The sequence below is a fragment of the Actinomadura macra NBRC 14102 genome (assembly GCF_001552215.1).
GTDB lineage: Bacteria > Actinomycetota > Actinomycetes > Streptosporangiales > Streptosporangiaceae > Spirillospora > Spirillospora macra.
In genome coordinates, this window is record NZ_BCQT01000028.1 from 74602 (window position 1) to 91119 (window position 16518).

Sequence of the window (16518 nt, forward strand, 5' to 3'; positions counted from 1 at the left end):
AGCCGGTCATATCTGGACGCGCGCCTCGACGGCCTTCACGATCTCCTCGACCGCCTCACCGATCGGGACGGCGTTCTTCTGCTCACCGTTGCGATAGCGGAACGACACCGCGTCCTTGGCGACGTCGTCATCGCCCGCGAGCAGCATGTAGGGGACCTTCTGCTTCTGCGCGTTGCGGATCTTCTTCTGCATCCGGTCGGACGAGGCGTCCACCTCGATCCGGATCCCGCGCTCGCGCAGCCGCTCGGCGACCTTCTCCAGGTGCGGGACGTGCGCGTCGCCGATCGGGATGCCGACGGCCTGCACCGGCGACAGCCACGGCGGCATCGCGCCCGCGTAGTGCTCCAGCAGCACCCCGAAGAACCGCTCGATCGACCCGAACAGCGCCCGGTGGATCATGACGGGCTGCCGGCGGGTACCGTCCGCCGCCTGGTACTCCAGGCCGAATCGCTTGGGCTGGTTGAAGTCGACCTGGATGGTGGACAGCTGCCAGGTCCGGCCGATGGCGTCCTTGGCCTGGACGGAGATCTTCGGTCCGTAGAACGCGGCGCCGCCCGGGTCGGCCACGAGGTCGAGCCCCGACTCGTCGGCGGCCTTGCGGAGCGCCTCGGTCGCCTCCTCCCAGTCGGCGGCCTCACCGATGAACTTGGGCGAGTCGTCGCGGGTGGACAGCTCCAGGTAGAACTCGTCCAGCCCATAGTCGCGCAGGAGGTCCAGGACGAAGGTGAGCAGGTTCTTGAGCTCGGCGCCCATCTGCTCCTTGGTGCAGTAGATGTGCGCGTCGTCCTGGGTCATCCCGCGGACGCGGGTGAGGCCGTGGACGACGCCCGACTTCTCGAACCGGTACACCGAGCCGAACTCGAACAGCCGCAGCGGCAGCTCCCGGTAGGACCGCCCGCGCGCCCGGAAGATCAGGTTGTGCATCGGGCAGTTCATCGGCTTGAGGTAGTAGTCGCCGCCGTCCACCTCCATGGGCGGGAACATGTCGTCCTTGTACCAGCCGAGGTGGCCGGAGACCTCGAACAGGTCTCCCTTGGTGATGTGGGGGGTGTTGACGAACTCATAGCCCCCCGCCTCGTGCCGGCGGCGCGAGTAGTCCTCCATGACGCGGCGGACGACGCCGCCCTTGGGATGGAAGACCGCGAGGCCGCTCCCGATCTCGGTGGGGAAGGAGAACAGGTCGAGCTCGGCGCCGATCCTGCGGTGGTCGCGCTTCTCGGCCTCCTCCAGGAGCCTGAGGTATTCGTCCTGCTTCTCGCGGGACTCCCAGGCGGTGCCGTAGACCCGCTGGAGCTGCGGGTTCTTCTCACTGCCGCGCCAGTAGGCGCCGCCGGTCCGCATCAGCTTGAACGCCGGGATGACCCGGGTGGTCGGCAGGTGCGGGCCCCGGCACAGGTCCTTCCAGCGCAGTTCGCCGGACTTGGCGTCGAGGTTGTCGTAGATGGTCAGCTCGCCGCCGCCGACCTCGACGTCCGCGCCGTCCGCCGCGTCCTGGACGGGCCCCGCGCCCTTGAGGCCGATGAGTTCGAGTTTGTACGGCTCGGCGGCCAGTTCGGCGCGGGCCTCCGCGTCGGAGACGGGGCGCCGGGAGAACCGCTGCCCCTGCTTGACGATCTCCCGCATCCGCTTCTCGATGCGCTTGAGGTCCTCGGGGGTGAACGGCTCGGCGACGTCGAAGTCGTAGTAGAAGCCGTTCTCCACCGGAGGGCCGATGCCGAGCCGGGCCTCCGGGAACAGTTCCTGGACGGCCTGCGCCATCACGTGCGCCGCGGAGTGCCGCATGATGGCCCGGCCGTCGTCCGAGCCGATCTCCACCGGCTCCACGGCGTCGCCGTCGCGCAGCGGTCCGGCGAGGTCGCGCAGCTCGCCGTTGACCCGGGCGGCGATCACGGAGCGGCCGTCGGCGTCCAGCGCCTGCCCCGCGGTCGTGCCGGCGGGCACCACTCGCTCGCTTCCTCCGAGGGTGATGCGCAGATCGGACACGGTGGACACGGGAACTCCTTGTGCTGGTGGTCGGAAAGCCGTGAGGCCCCGGGATCGCTCCCGGGGCCTCAACCGCGTGCAATGTCAGGACATGCGGCCATCGCGCCGGGGTGTGCCCGGCGTCGTCGTCTCCGGTACGGCTCGCATGGTGCCACTCTAGCCGACGTCCGCGCGCACGCGCAGTCCCTTACGAGGGGGTGCCGGGCGCCGCGATGTCGTCCATGTCCTCCAGCTCCCGCCCCTTGGTCTCCGGGACGGCCCGGAAGACGAACAGGAGCGCGAGCGAGGAGAACAGGGCGTAGACGCCGTAGGCGAGGCCGAGGGAAAGCCCCGAGACAGCGGGGAAGGTCGTGGTGATCACCCAGTTGGCGATCCACTGCGCCGCCGCCGCGACCGCCAGTGCCGAGCCCCGGATGACGTTGTTGAACATCTCCCCGAGCATCACCCAGACGACCGGGCCCCACGTCGCGGCGAACGCGAACACGTAGAGGTTTGCGGCCACCAGCGCGACCGGTCCGGCGACGTTACCAAGGTGCGGATCGCCGTCCACGACAGGGGCGGTGGCGAAGCAGACGGTGAGCGTCGCGAGGGTGAGCGCCATCCCGGCGGCGCCGGCGAGCAGCAACGGGCGGCGCCCGATCCGGTCGACCAGCGCGATGGCCACCAGCGTGGACACCACGTTCACCACCGAGTTGATCACGGATGTGAGCATGGCGTCGCTCTCGCTCAGCCCCGCGGCCTGCCACAGGGAGAACGAGTAGTAGAAGATCACGTTGATGCCCACGAACTGCTGGAACACCGACAGCAGGATGCCGATCCACACGATCGGCAGCAGCCCGAACCGGGGGCCGCGCAGGTCCCTCGGCCGGATGGGGCGGTCCCCCGCGATAGACCGGACGATCTCGCCGAGTTTCACCTCGACGTCGCCTCCCATGACCCTCTCGAGCACCTGCCGCGCCCGGGCCACTTCGTGCTTTTTGACCAGGTAGCGCGGCGACTCGGGGAGCGCCTTGGCGATCACGCCGTAGGTGAGGGCGGGCACGATGGTGCTCGCGAACATCCACCGCCATGCGTCGCCACCCCAGGGGAACGTTCCAGTCGCACCGCCGTTGGACGCGCGGGCGATGAGGTAGTCGACCACCAGGGCGGCGAAGATGCCGAGCACGATCGCCATCTGCTGGAGCGAGCCGAGCCGGCCGCGTAGTTCGGCGGGCGCGATCTCGGCGATGTAGGCGGGGGCGATGACGGAGGCCGCGCCGATCGCGACGCCGGCGGCCAGCCGGAAGAAGGTGAGGTCGGCCGCGCTGAAGGCCAGCGCCGAGCCGAGCGAGCTCACCACGAACAGCGCCGAGGCGATCTGCATGACCCGCACACGGCCGATACGGTCGCTCAGAGGACCGGCGAACCAGGCTCCGACCGCGCAGCCCGGCAGCGCGGCCGACACCACGAGGCCCAGCACGAACGAGCCGAGGTGGAACTCATCCTTGAGCGCGCCCACCGTCCCGTTGATCACCGAGGTGTCGTAGCCGAACAGGAATCCACCGAACGCCGCCCCGCTCGCCAGCATGACGGCGGTGGCGGCCGGGCGCGACGGCTGGGGACGCTCCGGAGAGTGACGGCGTCCGCTACTCGCTGTAGTCATGCTGGCAGATACTCGCAGGTGGGAGGAGCATTTGCGAGCAAGCCACCCGGAGGGCCCGAACCCTTTCCCTAGGAGGCCCGGGCGCGGTCAGTCCCGGACGGCGACGCCGATCACGTGGGGGGAGGCGGGATTGGGCAGCCGGCCGGGCGGGAACTCGAACCGGCGTTCGGCGCGGACGGTGAAGCCGCTGCCGGCGATCCACTCGTCCGTGCGACGGGACACGTGGCAGCCCCCGGCGATGAGGGGCCAGGCGAGGTCGGCGCAACGCTGGAACCGGATCTTGCGGGCCGTCCGCCCGCGGACATGCTCGTAGTAGCGCAACTCGCCACCGGGCCGCAGGACGCGCCGCATCTCCGAAAGCGCGCGGACCGGATCGCTCACCGAGCACAGCACCAGCGACGCCACGGCGACGTCGAACGACGCGTCGTCGAGGTCGAGGGACTCGGCGAGCCCAGGACGCACCGACACCGGAACGGACACGCGGCCGGCCGCGTGTGTGGCCATCGCGCGCAGCCGCGGCTCGGGTTCGAGCGCGACCACCTCGGTCACCGTGGCGGGATAGTGCGGGAAGTTCGCCCCGTACCCGGCGCCGACCTCCAGCACCCGGCCGGACGTCCCGTCGAGCAGCTCGGCGCGGTAGGCGTCGCCACCCGCTTTGGCGGAGGCGGCGTCCAGGCGCGGATAGAGCCGAGCGAAGATCGGATGCCTGAGATCGGTCATCCCCGCAGTGTCCGTCTCCCCGCCGATCGCTGCAAGATCGCCCGACGGCTCCGGCAGCCCGCGGCCCTCAGGCGACGGGCGCGGAACGGGCCCCGGATCAGCTCACCAGTCCTCGGCGGACTCGTCCGCCAGTTGGACGAGCCCGCCTGTGGCGTCCAGGTCGTAGCGTCGCATGGACGACAGCGGCGGAGAGTACACGTGGACGCTCACCGCCGGTGCGTCGGAGGTGTTGCGCACGTCGTGCACGTAGTCGGGGCCGAAGGAGCGGGCCTCGCCCGCACCGACGTCACGCGCGGTGCGGACGCGGTGTTCGCGCAGCGTCCCGAGGACGACCGCGAAGGCTCCGGACGAGTCCCCGTGGTCATGGAACCCGGTGGACTGGCCGGGCAGCCAGCTGATCACCCAGACCTCGTGGTCGGCGTCCTGGTGGAGCCGCTCGTACCAGCGCTCCTCGGGGTCGAGCCGGACGCGGTGCAGCCACTGCCCCGCGTCACGGGCGAGGTCGCGGGCGCGCTCGGCCAGCCGTGGCGGCGCGAACGGCGCGCCGCCCGGCGGTTTCGCGGGCGTGCTCGATTCGGTGGTGACGGTCATGCGATCGGCTCCTTGCGATGTGGTCGGCGTCCTGGCGGGCTCAGCGGGACGGCCGGCGACACAGCGCGCTGGCCTGACGGCGCAGGTCGACATGCAGGCGCTCATGGAGACTGGTGAACGTCACACTCCGAGCCTGACTCATATTCCCTACAAAGTCAATCGGGATTGGTCGGATGGCCTCGAAGGCGCCGGTCAGGGCTGATACCCAGGGAGCGGATCGGATCTCACTCCCCGGAGGCAGTCCGTTCCGGTGCCGCGCGTCCTAGGCTCACACTCAAATGAACGAACCATCGCGCTCCGAGTCCAGCGGGCGGGCCAGGCTGGTCAAGGGCATCCGCGCCGCCCTCGTGCCGGGCCACGACGACCCCGCCGTCACCCTGCTGCCGGGGCGGATGCTGCTGCGGGTCCCCATCCTGCTGTTCCTGCTCGCCATGACCATCGGCTTCACCGCCGGATCCATCGCCATCGCGACCCAGGCGTACCACGTCGACACCGGGCTGGCCTGGCCGCTCGGCGTGTTGCAGGCGGCCCCGCTGGTCTTCGCGTCCCGGTGGCCGCTCGCGGCCTGGCGGGTCGCGGCGGTGGGCCTGCTGCTGACGGTCGTGGTCCGGCACGGCGTCGGATTCATGCCGTGGCCGGTCACCGCGATCCTGGCGCTGATCGTCATCCTGTTCTTCGCGGGTGTCGGCTGCGACCGCCAGACCACCCTCGGCGTGGGCGCGGTCACCATCGTCGGGACGCTGGTGCCCGCCGTCCTGTTCGGGATGCCGGGCTGGTTCGGGATGATCCTCGCCGGCATCGTCGTGGTCGCCCTCACCTTCGGCGACGCGGTCGGTGGCCGTCACTCGGCCATCGAGGAACTGCGCAGGCGCGAGGAACAGCACCGCGAGGACCTGGCCCGGCAGGCGGTGCTGGAGGAGCGCGCCCGGATCGCACGCGAACTGCACGACGTGGTGGCGCACCACATGTCGGTGATCGCGATGCAGGCCGAGGCCGCCCCGTACAAGATCCCGGATTTGCCGGACGCGGCGCGCCAGACGTTCGGGGTGGTCCGCGACGCCGCCCGCGAGGCGCTCACCGAGACCCGCCGTGTCGTCGGGCTGCTGCGCTCCGACGACGAGGGCGCCGAACGCGCCCCGCAGCCCGGCCTCGACCGGCTGGACGACCTGGCCGCGACCGCCCGCCGGTACGGCCTGTCGGTCGCCACCGTGATCGTCGGGATGCCGCAACCGCTGGACGCCGGAGTGGACCTGTCGGCGTTCCGCATCGTCCAGGAGTCGCTGAGCAACGCCGCCCGGTACGCGCCGGGTTCGCGCGTGCACGTCGAGATCAAGTACGGGGCGGCCACGCTGACGGTGTCGGTGACCGACGACGGGGCCCGCAGCACGCCGGAGGAGTCGCACGGCGGCGGCCACGGGCTCGTCGGGATGCGCGAGCGCGTGACGATGCTCGGCGGCACCTTGTCGGCGGGCGCGCGCGATGCGGGAGGTTGGGCGGTGGTCGCTGAGCTGCCCTACGGTGACGCGAGCTGATCCCCGGTGCCCGTAGGGTGCTGTCGTGACGATTCGGGTGCTGATCGCCGACGACCAGGTGATGATCCGCGACGGGCTCGCGGCGCTGCTGTCCTCCGACCCCGAGATCGAGGTGATCGGGCAGGCGGGCAACGGCCGGGAGGCGGTGACGATGGCCCGCGAGCTCGACCCGGACGTGATCGTGATGGACATCCGGATGCCGGAGATGGACGGGCTGGCCGCCACCGCCGAGCTGATCGGCGAGCCCGCCGCCGACGCCGACCCCGCCGGGACGCGACCCAAGGTGCTCGTCCTCACGACGTTCGACCTGGACGAGTACGTCTACGAGGCGCTGGGCTCCGGCGCCAGCGGGTTCCTGCTGAAGGACGCCTCGGCGGCCGATCTGGTGAACGGCGTGCGGGTCGTGGCGGCGGGCGATGCGTTGCTGGCGCCCTCCATCACCCGGCGGCTGATCGGTGACTTCGCGCGGCGGCGCCGGCACCAGCGGCCGAGCCCGAAGGCGACCGCCGGGTTGACCCCGCGGGAGCTGGACGTGCTGCGGCTGATCGCGCGTGGGCTGTCCAACGCCGAGATCGCCGGTGAGCTGGTGCTGGCTGAGCAGACGGTCAAGACGCATGTCGGGCACGTGCTGACCAAGCTCACGCTACGCGACCGCACCCAGGCCGTCGTCTACGCCTACGAGAACGGCCTCGTCGGGTAGTACGTCCACACCGGCACGCGGGCTAGCGGGACGGGTCGAGGACGAGCTTGCCCGTGGTACGGCGCGCGCGCAGGTCCTCGTGGGCCTGCCTGGCCTCGGTCAACCCGTACTCACCTCCTCCCACCACCCGCAACCGGCCCTCGGCGGCGAGGCCGAACAGCTCGTCCAACGCGGCGCGCATCACGTCGCCGGGAAGCTGGAAGACGTGCGCGAGCCACATGCCCGCGATCGTGGTGGAGTGCGCCATCAGCGCGGCGGGCCGCACGGGCTCCGGCTCCTGCCGCGACGCCATGCCGTAGAAGGCCAGGCGGCCGAACGGCGCCAGCGCTCGCAGGCTCTGGTCAGTGACCGTGCCGCCCGTCATCTCCAGGACGACGTCGACGCGCCGCCCGCCGTTGGCCTCGATCAGCGCGTCCTTCAGGTCGGGCTCACCCGAATCGACGGCGACGTCCGCTCCGAGTTCCAGGGCGAGGGCGCGTTTGTCCTCGGAGGAGGCGGTGGCGATGATCCGTCCCGCGCCCCAGGCCCGGGCGAGCTGGACGGCGAGGGTCCCGACGCCGCCCGCGGCGGCGTGCACGACGACCGACTCGCCTGGCGCCAGGTGGACGCTGCGCCGCAGCAGGAGCCACGCGGACGCCCCCTGGACGATCATGCCGAGCGCGGTGACGTCGTCGATGGCGTCCGGCACGCCCCAGACGAGCGGGATGGGCGCGACGACCCGCTCGGCGTAGCCGCCCGAGCCGACGAGGGCGACCACCCGGCGGCCGTCGGGAGCGGTACCGACGACCTCTCCGCCGGGGACGAGCGGGAGCACCGCCTCCGCCAGATAGCTGTTCTCGGCCTGGTGGGTGTCGGCGTAGTTGATCCCGGCCCGGGCCACGTCGATGAGCAGGTGCCCGGGCCCGGCGACCGGGTCGGGCAGTTCGGTGACGGCCAGCACCTCGGGACCGCCGAACTCGGTGATCTGGATCGCGCGCATGACTCTCCTGTCGGATGGACGGCTGTTCAGCGGGGCCCGGGGACGCCGCGAAACCGGAACGGCTCGGGTGGGCGGCCGGGCACGGCGTACCAGGCGTCCCCGGTGCCGGCGGCGTCCAGGATCGCCATGAACGCCTCGACGACGTCGCCCACGTCCAGGATCGGGAAGCCGGTCTCCTCCAGTTGCGCCTTCAGGGGGACGAGGATGTCGGTGTCGGCGAAGGAGGGGCACAGCGCGTTCACCCGGATGCCCTCCGCCGCGTGGGCGGGGCCGAGGGCGCGGACGAGCCCGACCACGGCCGCCTTGTTCGCGCCGTAGACCGGGGCGAAGGGGGTGGGAGTGAGCGCGGCCATACTGGCGGTGACGATGATGTCGCCGCCGCCGCGGGCGCGCAGCGCGGGCAGCACGGCGTGCACGCCGAAGCAGACGCCGTCGAGGTTGACGCCCATCGCGTCGCGATAGGCGGCGAGGTCGAAGTCGTCGCCGAGACCGCCGCCATGGGCGACGCCGGCGTTGAGGAAGGCCAGATCGAGCCCGCCGAACCGCTCGACGGCAGCGGCGACCGCGGCCTCACTGTCGGCGGGTTCGCGCACGTCACAGCGGACGAAGGAGCCGCCGAGCGCCGCCGCGAGGGCCTCGCCGGCCCCGGCGTCGATGTCGGCGAGGACGACCCGCGCGCCGGCGCCGGCCAGCCGTCGCGCCGTCGCCGCCCCGATCCCGCGGGCCCCGCCCGTGATCAGCGCGACCTTCCCCGCGCCCTCGAAGGCCGCCATGGGGACCTCCTCTCAAAGTAACTGACCCGTCAGTTACCCTAACGGAATGGACTTCGCTTTGAGCGAGCGGGCCCGGGACCATCTCGGCCGCCTCCAGGACTTCATGGACTCCCATGTCTATCCCGCCGAGCGGGTCTACGCGGACCAGCGGCGCGACCTGCGGGCCGAGGGCCGCGAACACCACGTCCCGCCGGTCGTCGAGGAGCTCAAGGTGGAGGCGCGCAGGCGCGGGCTCTGGAACCTGTTCCTACCCGGCATCGAGGATCCCGCACACGGGCTGAGCGTCACCGACTACGCCTCCCTCGCCGAGGTGACCGGCCGCTCCCCCCTCCTCGCGCCCGAGGCCACCAACTGCGCGGCGCCCGACACCGGGAACATGGAAGTGCTCCACCTCTTCGGCACACCCGAGCAGAAGGCGCGCTGGCTCCGGCCGCTGCTGGACGGCGAGATCCGCAGCGCGTTCGCGATGACCGAACCGGACGTGGCCAGCTCGGACGCCACCAACATCTCCACCCGGATCGAGCGCGACGGCGACCACTACGTTCTCAACGGGCGCAAGTGGTGGATCACCGGGACCGCGGACCCGCGCTGCAAGATCATGATCGTGATGGGCAAGACCGACCCCGAGGGCCACCCGTACCGGCAGCAGTCGATGGTGCTGGTGCCGCTGGACGCGCCGGGGGTCGAGATCGTCCGGCCGTTGCCCGTTTTCGGGTATCAGGACCAGCACGGCCACTGCGAGATCACCTTCACCGACGTCCGCGTCCCGATGGACAACCTCGTCGGCACGGAGGGCGGCGGCTTCGCCATCGCGCAGGCGCGGCTCGGGCCCGGGCGCATCCACCATTGCATGCGCGCGGTCGGGATGGCCGAGCGGGCGCTGGAGCTCATGTGCAGGCGGGCGCTGTCGCGCACGGCGTTCGGCGGGCCGCTGGCCAAGCAGGGCGTGGTGCGGGCGCAGATCGCCGAGTCGCGGATGGCGATCGAGCAGGCCCGGCTGCTCACCCTGAAGACCGCGTGGCTGATCGACGAGCACGGAGTCCAGGCCGCCCGGTCCGAGGTCGCGGCGATCAAGGTGATCGCGCCCCGGATCGCGCTGGACGTCGTCGACAGGGCCATCCAGCTGCACGGCGGCGCCGGCGTCAGCGACGACACCCCGCTCGCCGAGATGTGGGCGGGGCTGCGCACGCTGCGGCTCGCCGACGGACCGGACGAGGTGCACGTCCGCTCCGTCGCCCGCGCCGAGCTCGGCCGGTACCCCGGCGCATGACCGGCCCGATGGGGGACGCGGAGCCCGGCGCCCGGCGGCGGATGCCGCACGCGCAGCGCCGCGAGCACCTGCTCGCGGCGGCGCTCGCCGAGTTCGGCCGGCGCGGATACCACCTGACACAGATGGACCATGTCGCGGAGGCCGCGCAGGTGTCCAAGGCACTGCTCTACCAGCACTTCGACTCCAAGGAGGTGCTGTTCGCCGAGGTGACCGAGTCGATCGTCGCCGAGCTCACCGTACGGCTGAACCTCGCCGTCCTGGCTGAGCAGGGCTCGGTGGAGGGCGTCCGGGCGATGATCCGGGTGCTGTTCGACTACGCCACCGCGGAGCCGGACGCATGGGCCCTGGTGATCCGGCATCTCGACAAACCCGAGGTCGGCCTGGAGCTGCGTGAGCTGCGCGACCGGCTCGGCGCCGCGTTCGCCGGCCTGCTGCTGCGGCGCCGGCGCGCCGACCCGGGCCTGTCGGCGGCGGCGCTGGAGGTGAACGAGCGCCGGGCGCGGCTCCTCGTCCCGCTGATGTACGGGTCGATGCTGTCGATGGTCTCGTGGTGGCTGGAGCATCCCGACACCGAACGCGACCGCGCCGAGCAGATGGCCGTGGAGTTCATCTGGCTCGGCTTGGACCGCCTGCGCACAGGCGAACGCCTCCCACGAGCGTGAGCCCGGCCCGCTCGGATCAGACCCGCCCGAACACGTCGTCGCGGACGAGGTCGAGGGCGCTCAGGACCGCGCCGCGCAGGATGGCGTCGCCCTCGACCAGGCTGGGCCGCACCTCGGTGTCGGCGGGCGAGAGCCCGCCGAGCCGCTCGGCGACCAGGTCGGCGAGCCGCTCCCCGCCCTGGCGTCCGAGCGTGCCGCCGAGGACGACGAGGCCCGGGTCCAGGACGGCGACGAGCGCGAACACGCCCTCGACGATCGGGCCGGCGAGGTCCTCGACCCGGCGTCCCGCGGCGACTCCGGCCTCCATCAGGTGACAGAAGTCGGTGCCGGCGAACCTGAGCAGCCCGACCTCGCCCGCGCCGCCGGACGCGCCGCGTCGCAGCCGCCCGTCCAGGACGACCGCCGCACCGATCCCGTCGTCCAGCCACAGCAGCGCGAAGTCGTCGTGGCCGGCGGCGGCGCCGTCGCGGTGCTCGGCGAGGGCCGCCAGGTTGACCTCGTTCTCCAGGACGACCGGCACGCCGAGGCGGTCCGCGATCGCCGTCTGTAGGTCGGGTCGCGCGCCCCTGAGCCCACCACAGGAGGCCAGCCCGGTGCGGGGGTGGACCATTCCGGGGGCGCCGAGCACGACCGTGTGCGGGACGAGCGGGCCCGCCGCGGCCCGGACCGCCCCGGCGACGAGCGCGGCGAGGTCGGGTTCCGGATCGGGCGGCATCGGGACCGTGACCGAGCCCTCCGCATTCCCGGCGATGTCGGCGATGGACACGTGCACGGCGTCGCGGCGCAGGTCCACGCCCGCCACGTGGGCGCGAGCGGTCACGAGCCCGTAGAGCCGTGCGTTCGGGCCGCGCCGGTCGGCGCCGGCCTCGCCTGTCACCTCGATGAGCCCGTCGGCGCGGAGCCGCTCGATCAGGTCGGAGACCGTCGGCCGCGACAGCCCGGTGAGCGTTCGCAGCTGCGGGGCGGTCAGCGGGCCGCGGTCGAGCAGCAGGTCGAGGGCGAGCCGGTCGTTGATGGCGCGGGCCATCGTCGGAGTGGCGGTCTTCACACCGGACATATTAGTCAGGGTTCCTGCTTGTTATCTCTTTTCATCAGGAAGCCTTCCTGTTAGTTTGCGGGATCATGAGCAACCGCAGCGCCATCAGCATCGCCTTCGCCGTTCACGGGGCCGTGGCCGGAACCCTGGCGACCCGCGTCCCGTGGATCCAGGACCATCTGGGCCTTGGCCCCACCATCCTCGGGATGGCCTTGCTGTGCCCGTCGGTCGGCGCCTTCATCGGGATGCCGATGGCCGGCCGGCTGGCACACCGGCTCGGCGGGCGCACCGCGACCCGCATCCTGCTCGCGGCATGGTGTGCGGTGCTCGCGCTGCCCGCGCTGGCACCGGCGCCCGCCTGGCTGTTCGCGGCGATGCTATTCTACGGCGTCACCTCCGGCATGTGCGACGTCGTGATGAACGCGCACGCGCTGACGCTGGAGCGGCGCCTGCGGCGACCGATCATCTCCGGCCTGCACGGCCTGTGGTGCGTCGGCAGCCTCGCCGCGGGCGGTGTGGGCATCCTCGCCGCGCACGCCGGGATCGACGCCCGGCTGCATCTCGGCACGCTCGCGGTGGTGCTCCTCGCGACGGGGATCGTCGCTGGGCGCGGCCTGCTCCCGGACAGGACCGCCCCCGGCGCGCCCGCCCCGCGCCGTTTCGCCCTCCCGGGCCGGCCCATCCTCGCCATCGGCGCGGTCGGGTTCTGCGCGACCTTCGCCGAGGGCGCCAGTGCCGACTGGGCCGCGGTCTACCTCACCCAGGTCGCGGGCGCGGGCCCCGGCCTCGCCGCCGCCACCTTCACGATCTTCATGTCCTGCATGGCGGCGACGCGCCTCGCCGGCGACCGGCTCATCCGCCGGTTCGGGCCGGTGGTGATCGTACGAGCGGGCGGGGTGCTCGCCGTCGCGGGCGGCGTGCTGGTCGTGGCCGCCCGCACGCCGGCGCCCGGCATCGCCGGGTTCGCGCTGATCGGTGTGGGCACCGCGACGATCGTGCCGTTGGTCTTCGCGGCGGCGAGCAACGCCGGGCCGAGTGCCGGCGAAGGCGTGGCGGGTGTGGCGACGATCACCTATCTGTCGGGCCTGACGGCGCCGGCCATCACCGGCTGGGCCGCCGGCGCCGTGTCCTACCCCGCCGCGTTCGCCATGATCACCGGGGTGGTGTCGCTGATGGCCCTCGCGGCGGGCGCCCTGCGCCCGAGGGCGGGATCCGCTGTAGCGGCCTCCGACGCCGTCCACACCGAGGTCGTCCACACCGACCGGTAAAAACGGTCGATACGGACGAGCCACAACGGACATCAGGCCCCGCGTGGATTCTGAGCCGTAACGATCTCGGCACGGCAGGTTCCCCCGGATGCCGCCCGGGCGTAACGATTGCCGTGTGGCTACTGGCGGGAGTGGCACGGATGCCAATGCCGGGCGCATCGTCGCGCGGCTCAGGACTTGGCACGGAGTCTCGGTAGGACGGGCCGACTGCGGGACGGGCGTCGCGCTGTGCGCGGGACACGGCCAGTTCATGCATCTGCACACCGGCGACGAGGCGGAGCTGTGCCTGACCCGGCCGGTCGTGGAGCGGCTCGGCGGCGCGCTCACCGACTCGGGGCGGGTGCTGATCCGGCCGGGCGGCGACTGGATCTGCGTCCGGCTCGACACGGACTCGGACATGGCGATGGTGGTGTCGCTGGCCAGCGTCGCGATCAAGGCGCACACCCGCCCGCCCACCGGCGGCGGAAGGCGGCTCACGCCGTGCGGCGCCGCGATGCCGCGGCGGGGAACAGCCGGGAGAGCCGAAAGCCCCGATCACCACGATGCGGTGACCGGGGCTCAGGTCCGGATGAGCCCGGGGCCTTAGAGCGGGTAGACGCCCTCGGCCTGCGGGCCCTTCTGTCCCTGGGTGATCTCGAATCCAACGCGCTGGTTCTCGTCCAGGCTGCGGTAGCCGCTGGTGGTGATCGCCGAGTAGTGCACGAACACGTCCGGGCCCCCGCCGTCAGGCGCGATGAACCCGAAGCCCTTCTCGGCGTTGAACCACTTCACGGTGCCTTCTGCCACTTTCCTTCTCCTCTGGGTGACGCTTCACCGGCCGCCGGGCGACGGCCGGGCTGCATAGCGGACTCATCTCGCGTCCGCCGGATCACCCGGGGGAAACGGAGAACGCCCGATGTCTAGAACTTCTGCGGGCGTTTCTTGAGCAAACGTTCGAGACTGCTGGCCAACTGCCTGCCTGACTGCAACGCATCGAACTTACCTCATACGGGGGGCGTCCGGACACCGACACACCGGTTCTCGCCGCGTCCCTCACGCCGAAACGGAGGCAAGGTCCGCGATAGCCTCGGCGGCGCGGTGGCAGTCGTGGAACGTGCAGTACAGCGGGACGGGCGCGAGCCGGACGACGTCGGGCTCGCGGGCGTCGGCGATCACGCCGTGCCGCTCGGCGAGCCGCGCGACCAGGCCGCCCGCGTCGCTGACCCGCAGCGACAGCTGGCAGCCACGCGCCGCCGGATCGGCCGGGGTGAGCGGCTCCGCGCCCCGGACGGCGGCCAGCCGGGACGCGAGGTAGCCGGTGAGACGCTCGCTCCTGGCGCGCAGCGCCTCCATCCCGACTCGGTCGAAGATCTCCAGGGAGGCCAGCACGGGAGCGAGCGCCATGATCGGCGGGTTGGACAGCTGCCAGGCGTCGGCCGAGGCGGGCGGCGCGATGTCGGGCTCCATCCGGAACCGGACGGAGGGGTCGGTGCCCCACCAACCCGCCAGCCGCGGCAGCGAGGCGTCCCGGACGTGCCGCTCGTGGATGAAGCACCCGGCGACGGCCCCGGGCCCGCTGTTGAGGTACTTGTAGGTGCACCAGGCGGCGAAGTCCACGTCCCAGTCGTGCAGGCGCAGCGGGACGTTCCCGGCGGCGTGCGCGAGGTCCCAGCCGACGGCGGCGCCGGCGGCGCGGCCCGCCTTGGTGATCGCGGGCATGTCCATGAGCTGGCCGGTCAGGTAGTTGACGCCGCCGAGCATGAGCAGCGCCACCGTCGCCCCCTCACGTTCGAGGAAGCTGAGGATGTCCTCCGTGCGCAGGTGCTCCTCGCCCGGCCGGGGTCGCAGCCGCACGACGGTCCGCGCCGGGTCCAGCCCGTGGTGGACGGCCTGGCTGGCGACCGCGTAGGAGTCGGACGGGAAGGCCGAGTCCTCGATGACGATGCGGGTGCGGCTCCCGGCGGGCCGGTAGAAGGTCGCCATCATCAGGTGCAGGTTGACCGTCAGCGAGTTCATCGCGACGACCTCGTGCGGCAGGGCGCCGACAAGGCGGGCGGCGGGCTCGCGCAGCAGCTCGTGGTAGGCCACCCAGGGACGGCGCGCCCGGGTGTGGCCCTCGACCGCCAGCCGCGCCCAGTCGTCAAGTTCCTCGCGCAGGAGCCCCGCGACCGTGGCCGGCTGGAGGCCGAGCGAGTTGCCCGCGAAGTAGGCCGCTTCGGGGTGCGGCCCACCCGGCGCCGGTGGGACGAGGAACTCCCCGCGCAGCGTCGGCAGCGGGTCGGTCTCGTCGAGGCGCCGCGCCTCGTCCGCGAAGGTCACCGTGTTTTCGGAGCTCACTGCATACTTCCTTCGGAGGCGACCAGTCCGGCGGGGACGGCTGCGAAGAACGCCTGCGCGTTGCCACCGAGCATCTGGGCGCGTTCGGCGTCGTCCAGCCCCGGGCAGGCCCGGATGGTCTCGCCGGGCTCCTTCTCCCCCAGGGGGAACGGGTAGTCGGTGCCCAGCATCACGCGATCGCTGCCCATCACATCGACGAGCAGCCGGAGCGCGCGCGGGTCGAACACGGCGGAGTCCACGAAGAACCGGTCGGTGTACTGCGATGGCGGACGCGGCGAGTCGGCGCGGACGATGTCACGGTTGCGCCAGGCGTTGTCGGCCCGTCCGAGCAGGAACGCGAAGCTGCCGCCGCCGTGGCAGAAGCACAGCCGCAGCGATTCGGGGAGGCGCTCGAAAGCGCCGGACAGCATCAGCCCGAGGATGCTGAGCTGCGTCTCGGCGGGCATCCCGGACAGCCACGGCAGCATGTGCCCGCGCATCCGGTCGGCGCCGAGCATGTCCCACGGGTGGGCCAGGACGGGCAGGCCGAGGTCGGCGCAGTGCGCGAGGAAGCCGGTGATCCCCGGGTCGTCGAGGTTGCGGTCGCCGACGTGGTTGCCGATGTGGACGCCGCGGTGCCCGGCCGCCGCGGCCCTCGTCGCGACCTCGCAGGCGAGGGCCGGGTCCTGGAGGGGGACCTGGCAGAGCGGGAGCAGCCGGTCCGGCACGTCCGCGCAGAAGGCCAGGATGCGCTCGTTCACCAGGTCGCACCAGTCGGCGGCGCGGACCGGCTCGGCTGCGTACCCGAACATCAGCGGGGTCGACGAGACGGCCTGCACACCGACGCCGGCGGCGTCCATGTCGGCCAGCCGCCGCGCCGGGTCCCACAGCCCTTCCTCGACGGGCCGGTATTCCTCGTCCCCGCTCATCATCATCCCGGCGCCGCCCGCGCCGACGCGCAGCCACGGCTCTCCCGCGCCGGCGAGGACGCGGCCTTCGGCGCGCGTGAACCGGGGAAAGACGTGGGAGTGAACGTCGACGACGGGCCCGGGGCCGGCTGCGGGCAT

At 72.2% G+C, this 16518-nt stretch carries 17 protein-coding genes; 6 read left to right on the forward strand and 11 right to left on the reverse strand.

Features of this window, described 5'->3' with window-relative positions; all coding sequences use genetic code 11:
• Window positions 1-6: 6 nt before the first annotated feature.
• The 5 genes from thrS to AMA02S_RS45215 all read right to left on the reverse strand — a co-directional run bounded on the left by thrS (window position 7) and on the right by AMA02S_RS45215 (window position 5078).
• Window positions 7-1992, reverse strand: coding sequence for a threonine--tRNA ligase (gene thrS, locus AMA02S_RS36990; protein ID WP_067468763.1), 1986 nt, complete (start codon window positions 1990-1992; stop codon window positions 7-9).
• 178 nt (window positions 1993-2170) lie between these two features.
• Window positions 2171-3625, reverse strand: coding sequence for a sugar porter family MFS transporter (locus tag AMA02S_RS36995; RefSeq protein ID WP_067468771.1), 1455 nt, complete (start codon window positions 3623-3625; stop codon window positions 2171-2173).
• 87 nt (window positions 3626-3712) lie between these two features.
• The gene (locus AMA02S_RS37000; protein ID WP_067468774.1) at window positions 3713-4345 is read right to left on the reverse strand and encodes a class I SAM-dependent methyltransferase; all 633 of its coding nucleotides are present in this window, start codon (window positions 4343-4345) and stop codon (window positions 3713-3715) included.
• 102 nt (window positions 4346-4447) lie between these two features.
• Window positions 4448-4936, reverse strand: coding sequence for a cysteine dioxygenase (locus AMA02S_RS37005; protein ID WP_067468777.1), 489 nt, complete (start codon window positions 4934-4936; stop codon window positions 4448-4450).
• Between the two features lie 40 nt (window positions 4937-4976).
• On the reverse strand, window positions 4977-5078 hold the full coding sequence (locus AMA02S_RS45215; RefSeq protein WP_369688429.1) for a putative leader peptide: 102 nt from the start codon (window positions 5076-5078) through the stop codon (window positions 4977-4979).
• 136 nt (window positions 5079-5214) lie between these two features.
• Here AMA02S_RS45215 and AMA02S_RS37010 point away from each other — a divergent pair, with 136 nt between their 5' ends.
• Window positions 5215-6468, forward strand: coding sequence for a sensor histidine kinase (locus AMA02S_RS37010; protein ID WP_067468782.1), 1254 nt, complete (start codon window positions 5215-5217; stop codon window positions 6466-6468).
• 25 nt (window positions 6469-6493) lie between these two features.
• The gene (locus AMA02S_RS37015; RefSeq protein ID WP_084265993.1) at window positions 6494-7168 is read left to right on the forward strand and encodes a response regulator; all 675 of its coding nucleotides are present in this window, start codon (window positions 6494-6496) and stop codon (window positions 7166-7168) included.
• Between the two features lie 22 nt (window positions 7169-7190).
• Here the strand turns inward: AMA02S_RS37015 and AMA02S_RS37020 are convergent, their stop codons facing one another.
• Together AMA02S_RS37020 and AMA02S_RS37025 are read right to left on the reverse strand one after the other, a co-directional pair.
• Window positions 7191-8147 carry a quinone oxidoreductase family protein gene (locus tag AMA02S_RS37020; protein ID WP_067468785.1) on the reverse strand — a complete coding sequence of 319 codons (957 nt, stop codon included), beginning with the start codon at window positions 8145-8147 and terminating at the stop codon, window positions 7191-7193.
• A 26-nt stretch (window positions 8148-8173) separates the two neighbouring features.
• Window positions 8174-8920, reverse strand: a complete 747-nt coding sequence (locus AMA02S_RS37025) for an SDR family oxidoreductase (protein WP_067468788.1) — start codon at window positions 8918-8920, stop codon at window positions 8174-8176.
• Window positions 8921-8966: 46 nt separating this feature from the next.
• Here AMA02S_RS37025 and AMA02S_RS37030 point away from each other — a divergent pair, with 46 nt between their 5' ends.
• The gene (locus AMA02S_RS37030) at window positions 8967-10190 is read left to right on the forward strand and encodes an acyl-CoA dehydrogenase family protein (RefSeq protein ID WP_067468791.1); all 1224 of its coding nucleotides are present in this window, start codon (window positions 8967-8969) and stop codon (window positions 10188-10190) included.
• 8 nt (window positions 10191-10198) lie between these two features.
• Window positions 10199-10852 (forward strand): TetR/AcrR family transcriptional regulator, encoded by a 654-nt coding sequence (locus AMA02S_RS37035; RefSeq protein WP_245667995.1) that lies wholly within the window; start codon window positions 10199-10201, stop codon window positions 10850-10852.
• 16 nt (window positions 10853-10868) lie between these two features.
• On the opposite strand, the gene AMA02S_RS37040 is transcribed toward AMA02S_RS37035, so the two are convergent.
• Window positions 10869-11900 (reverse strand): ROK family transcriptional regulator, encoded by a 1032-nt coding sequence (locus AMA02S_RS37040; RefSeq protein ID WP_218005248.1) that lies wholly within the window; start codon window positions 11898-11900, stop codon window positions 10869-10871.
• A 74-nt stretch (window positions 11901-11974) separates the two neighbouring features.
• Between AMA02S_RS37040 and AMA02S_RS37045 the strand changes: the two genes are divergently transcribed.
• Together AMA02S_RS37045 and AMA02S_RS37050 are read left to right on the forward strand one after the other, a co-directional pair.
• Window positions 11975-13156: an MFS transporter gene (locus AMA02S_RS37045; protein WP_067468797.1), complete on the forward strand. Its 1182-nt coding sequence runs from the start codon at window positions 11975-11977 to the stop codon at window positions 13154-13156.
• Between the two features lie 250 nt (window positions 13157-13406).
• Window positions 13407-13742, forward strand: coding sequence for a luciferase domain-containing protein (locus tag AMA02S_RS37050; protein WP_067468800.1), 336 nt, complete (start codon window positions 13407-13409; stop codon window positions 13740-13742).
• Here AMA02S_RS37050 and AMA02S_RS37055 read toward each other — a convergent pair.
• The 3 genes from AMA02S_RS37055 to AMA02S_RS37065 all read right to left on the reverse strand — a co-directional run bounded on the left by AMA02S_RS37055 (window position 13739) and on the right by AMA02S_RS37065 (window position 16518).
• Window positions 13739-13942: a cold-shock protein gene (locus tag AMA02S_RS37055; RefSeq protein WP_067468803.1), complete on the reverse strand. Its 204-nt coding sequence runs from the start codon at window positions 13940-13942 to the stop codon at window positions 13739-13741. The two genes, AMA02S_RS37050 and AMA02S_RS37055, sit on opposite strands and share 4 nt — an antisense overlap.
• Before the next feature lie 246 nt (window positions 13943-14188).
• A complete protein-coding gene (kynU, locus tag AMA02S_RS37060; RefSeq protein ID WP_245667997.1) occupies window positions 14189-15472 on the reverse strand; it encodes a kynureninase in 1284 nt (427 codons plus the stop codon).
• A complete protein-coding gene (locus AMA02S_RS37065) occupies window positions 15469-16518 on the reverse strand; it encodes an amidohydrolase family protein (RefSeq protein WP_067468806.1) in 1050 nt (349 codons plus the stop codon). Before AMA02S_RS37065 ends, kynU begins: the two co-directional genes overlap by 4 nt.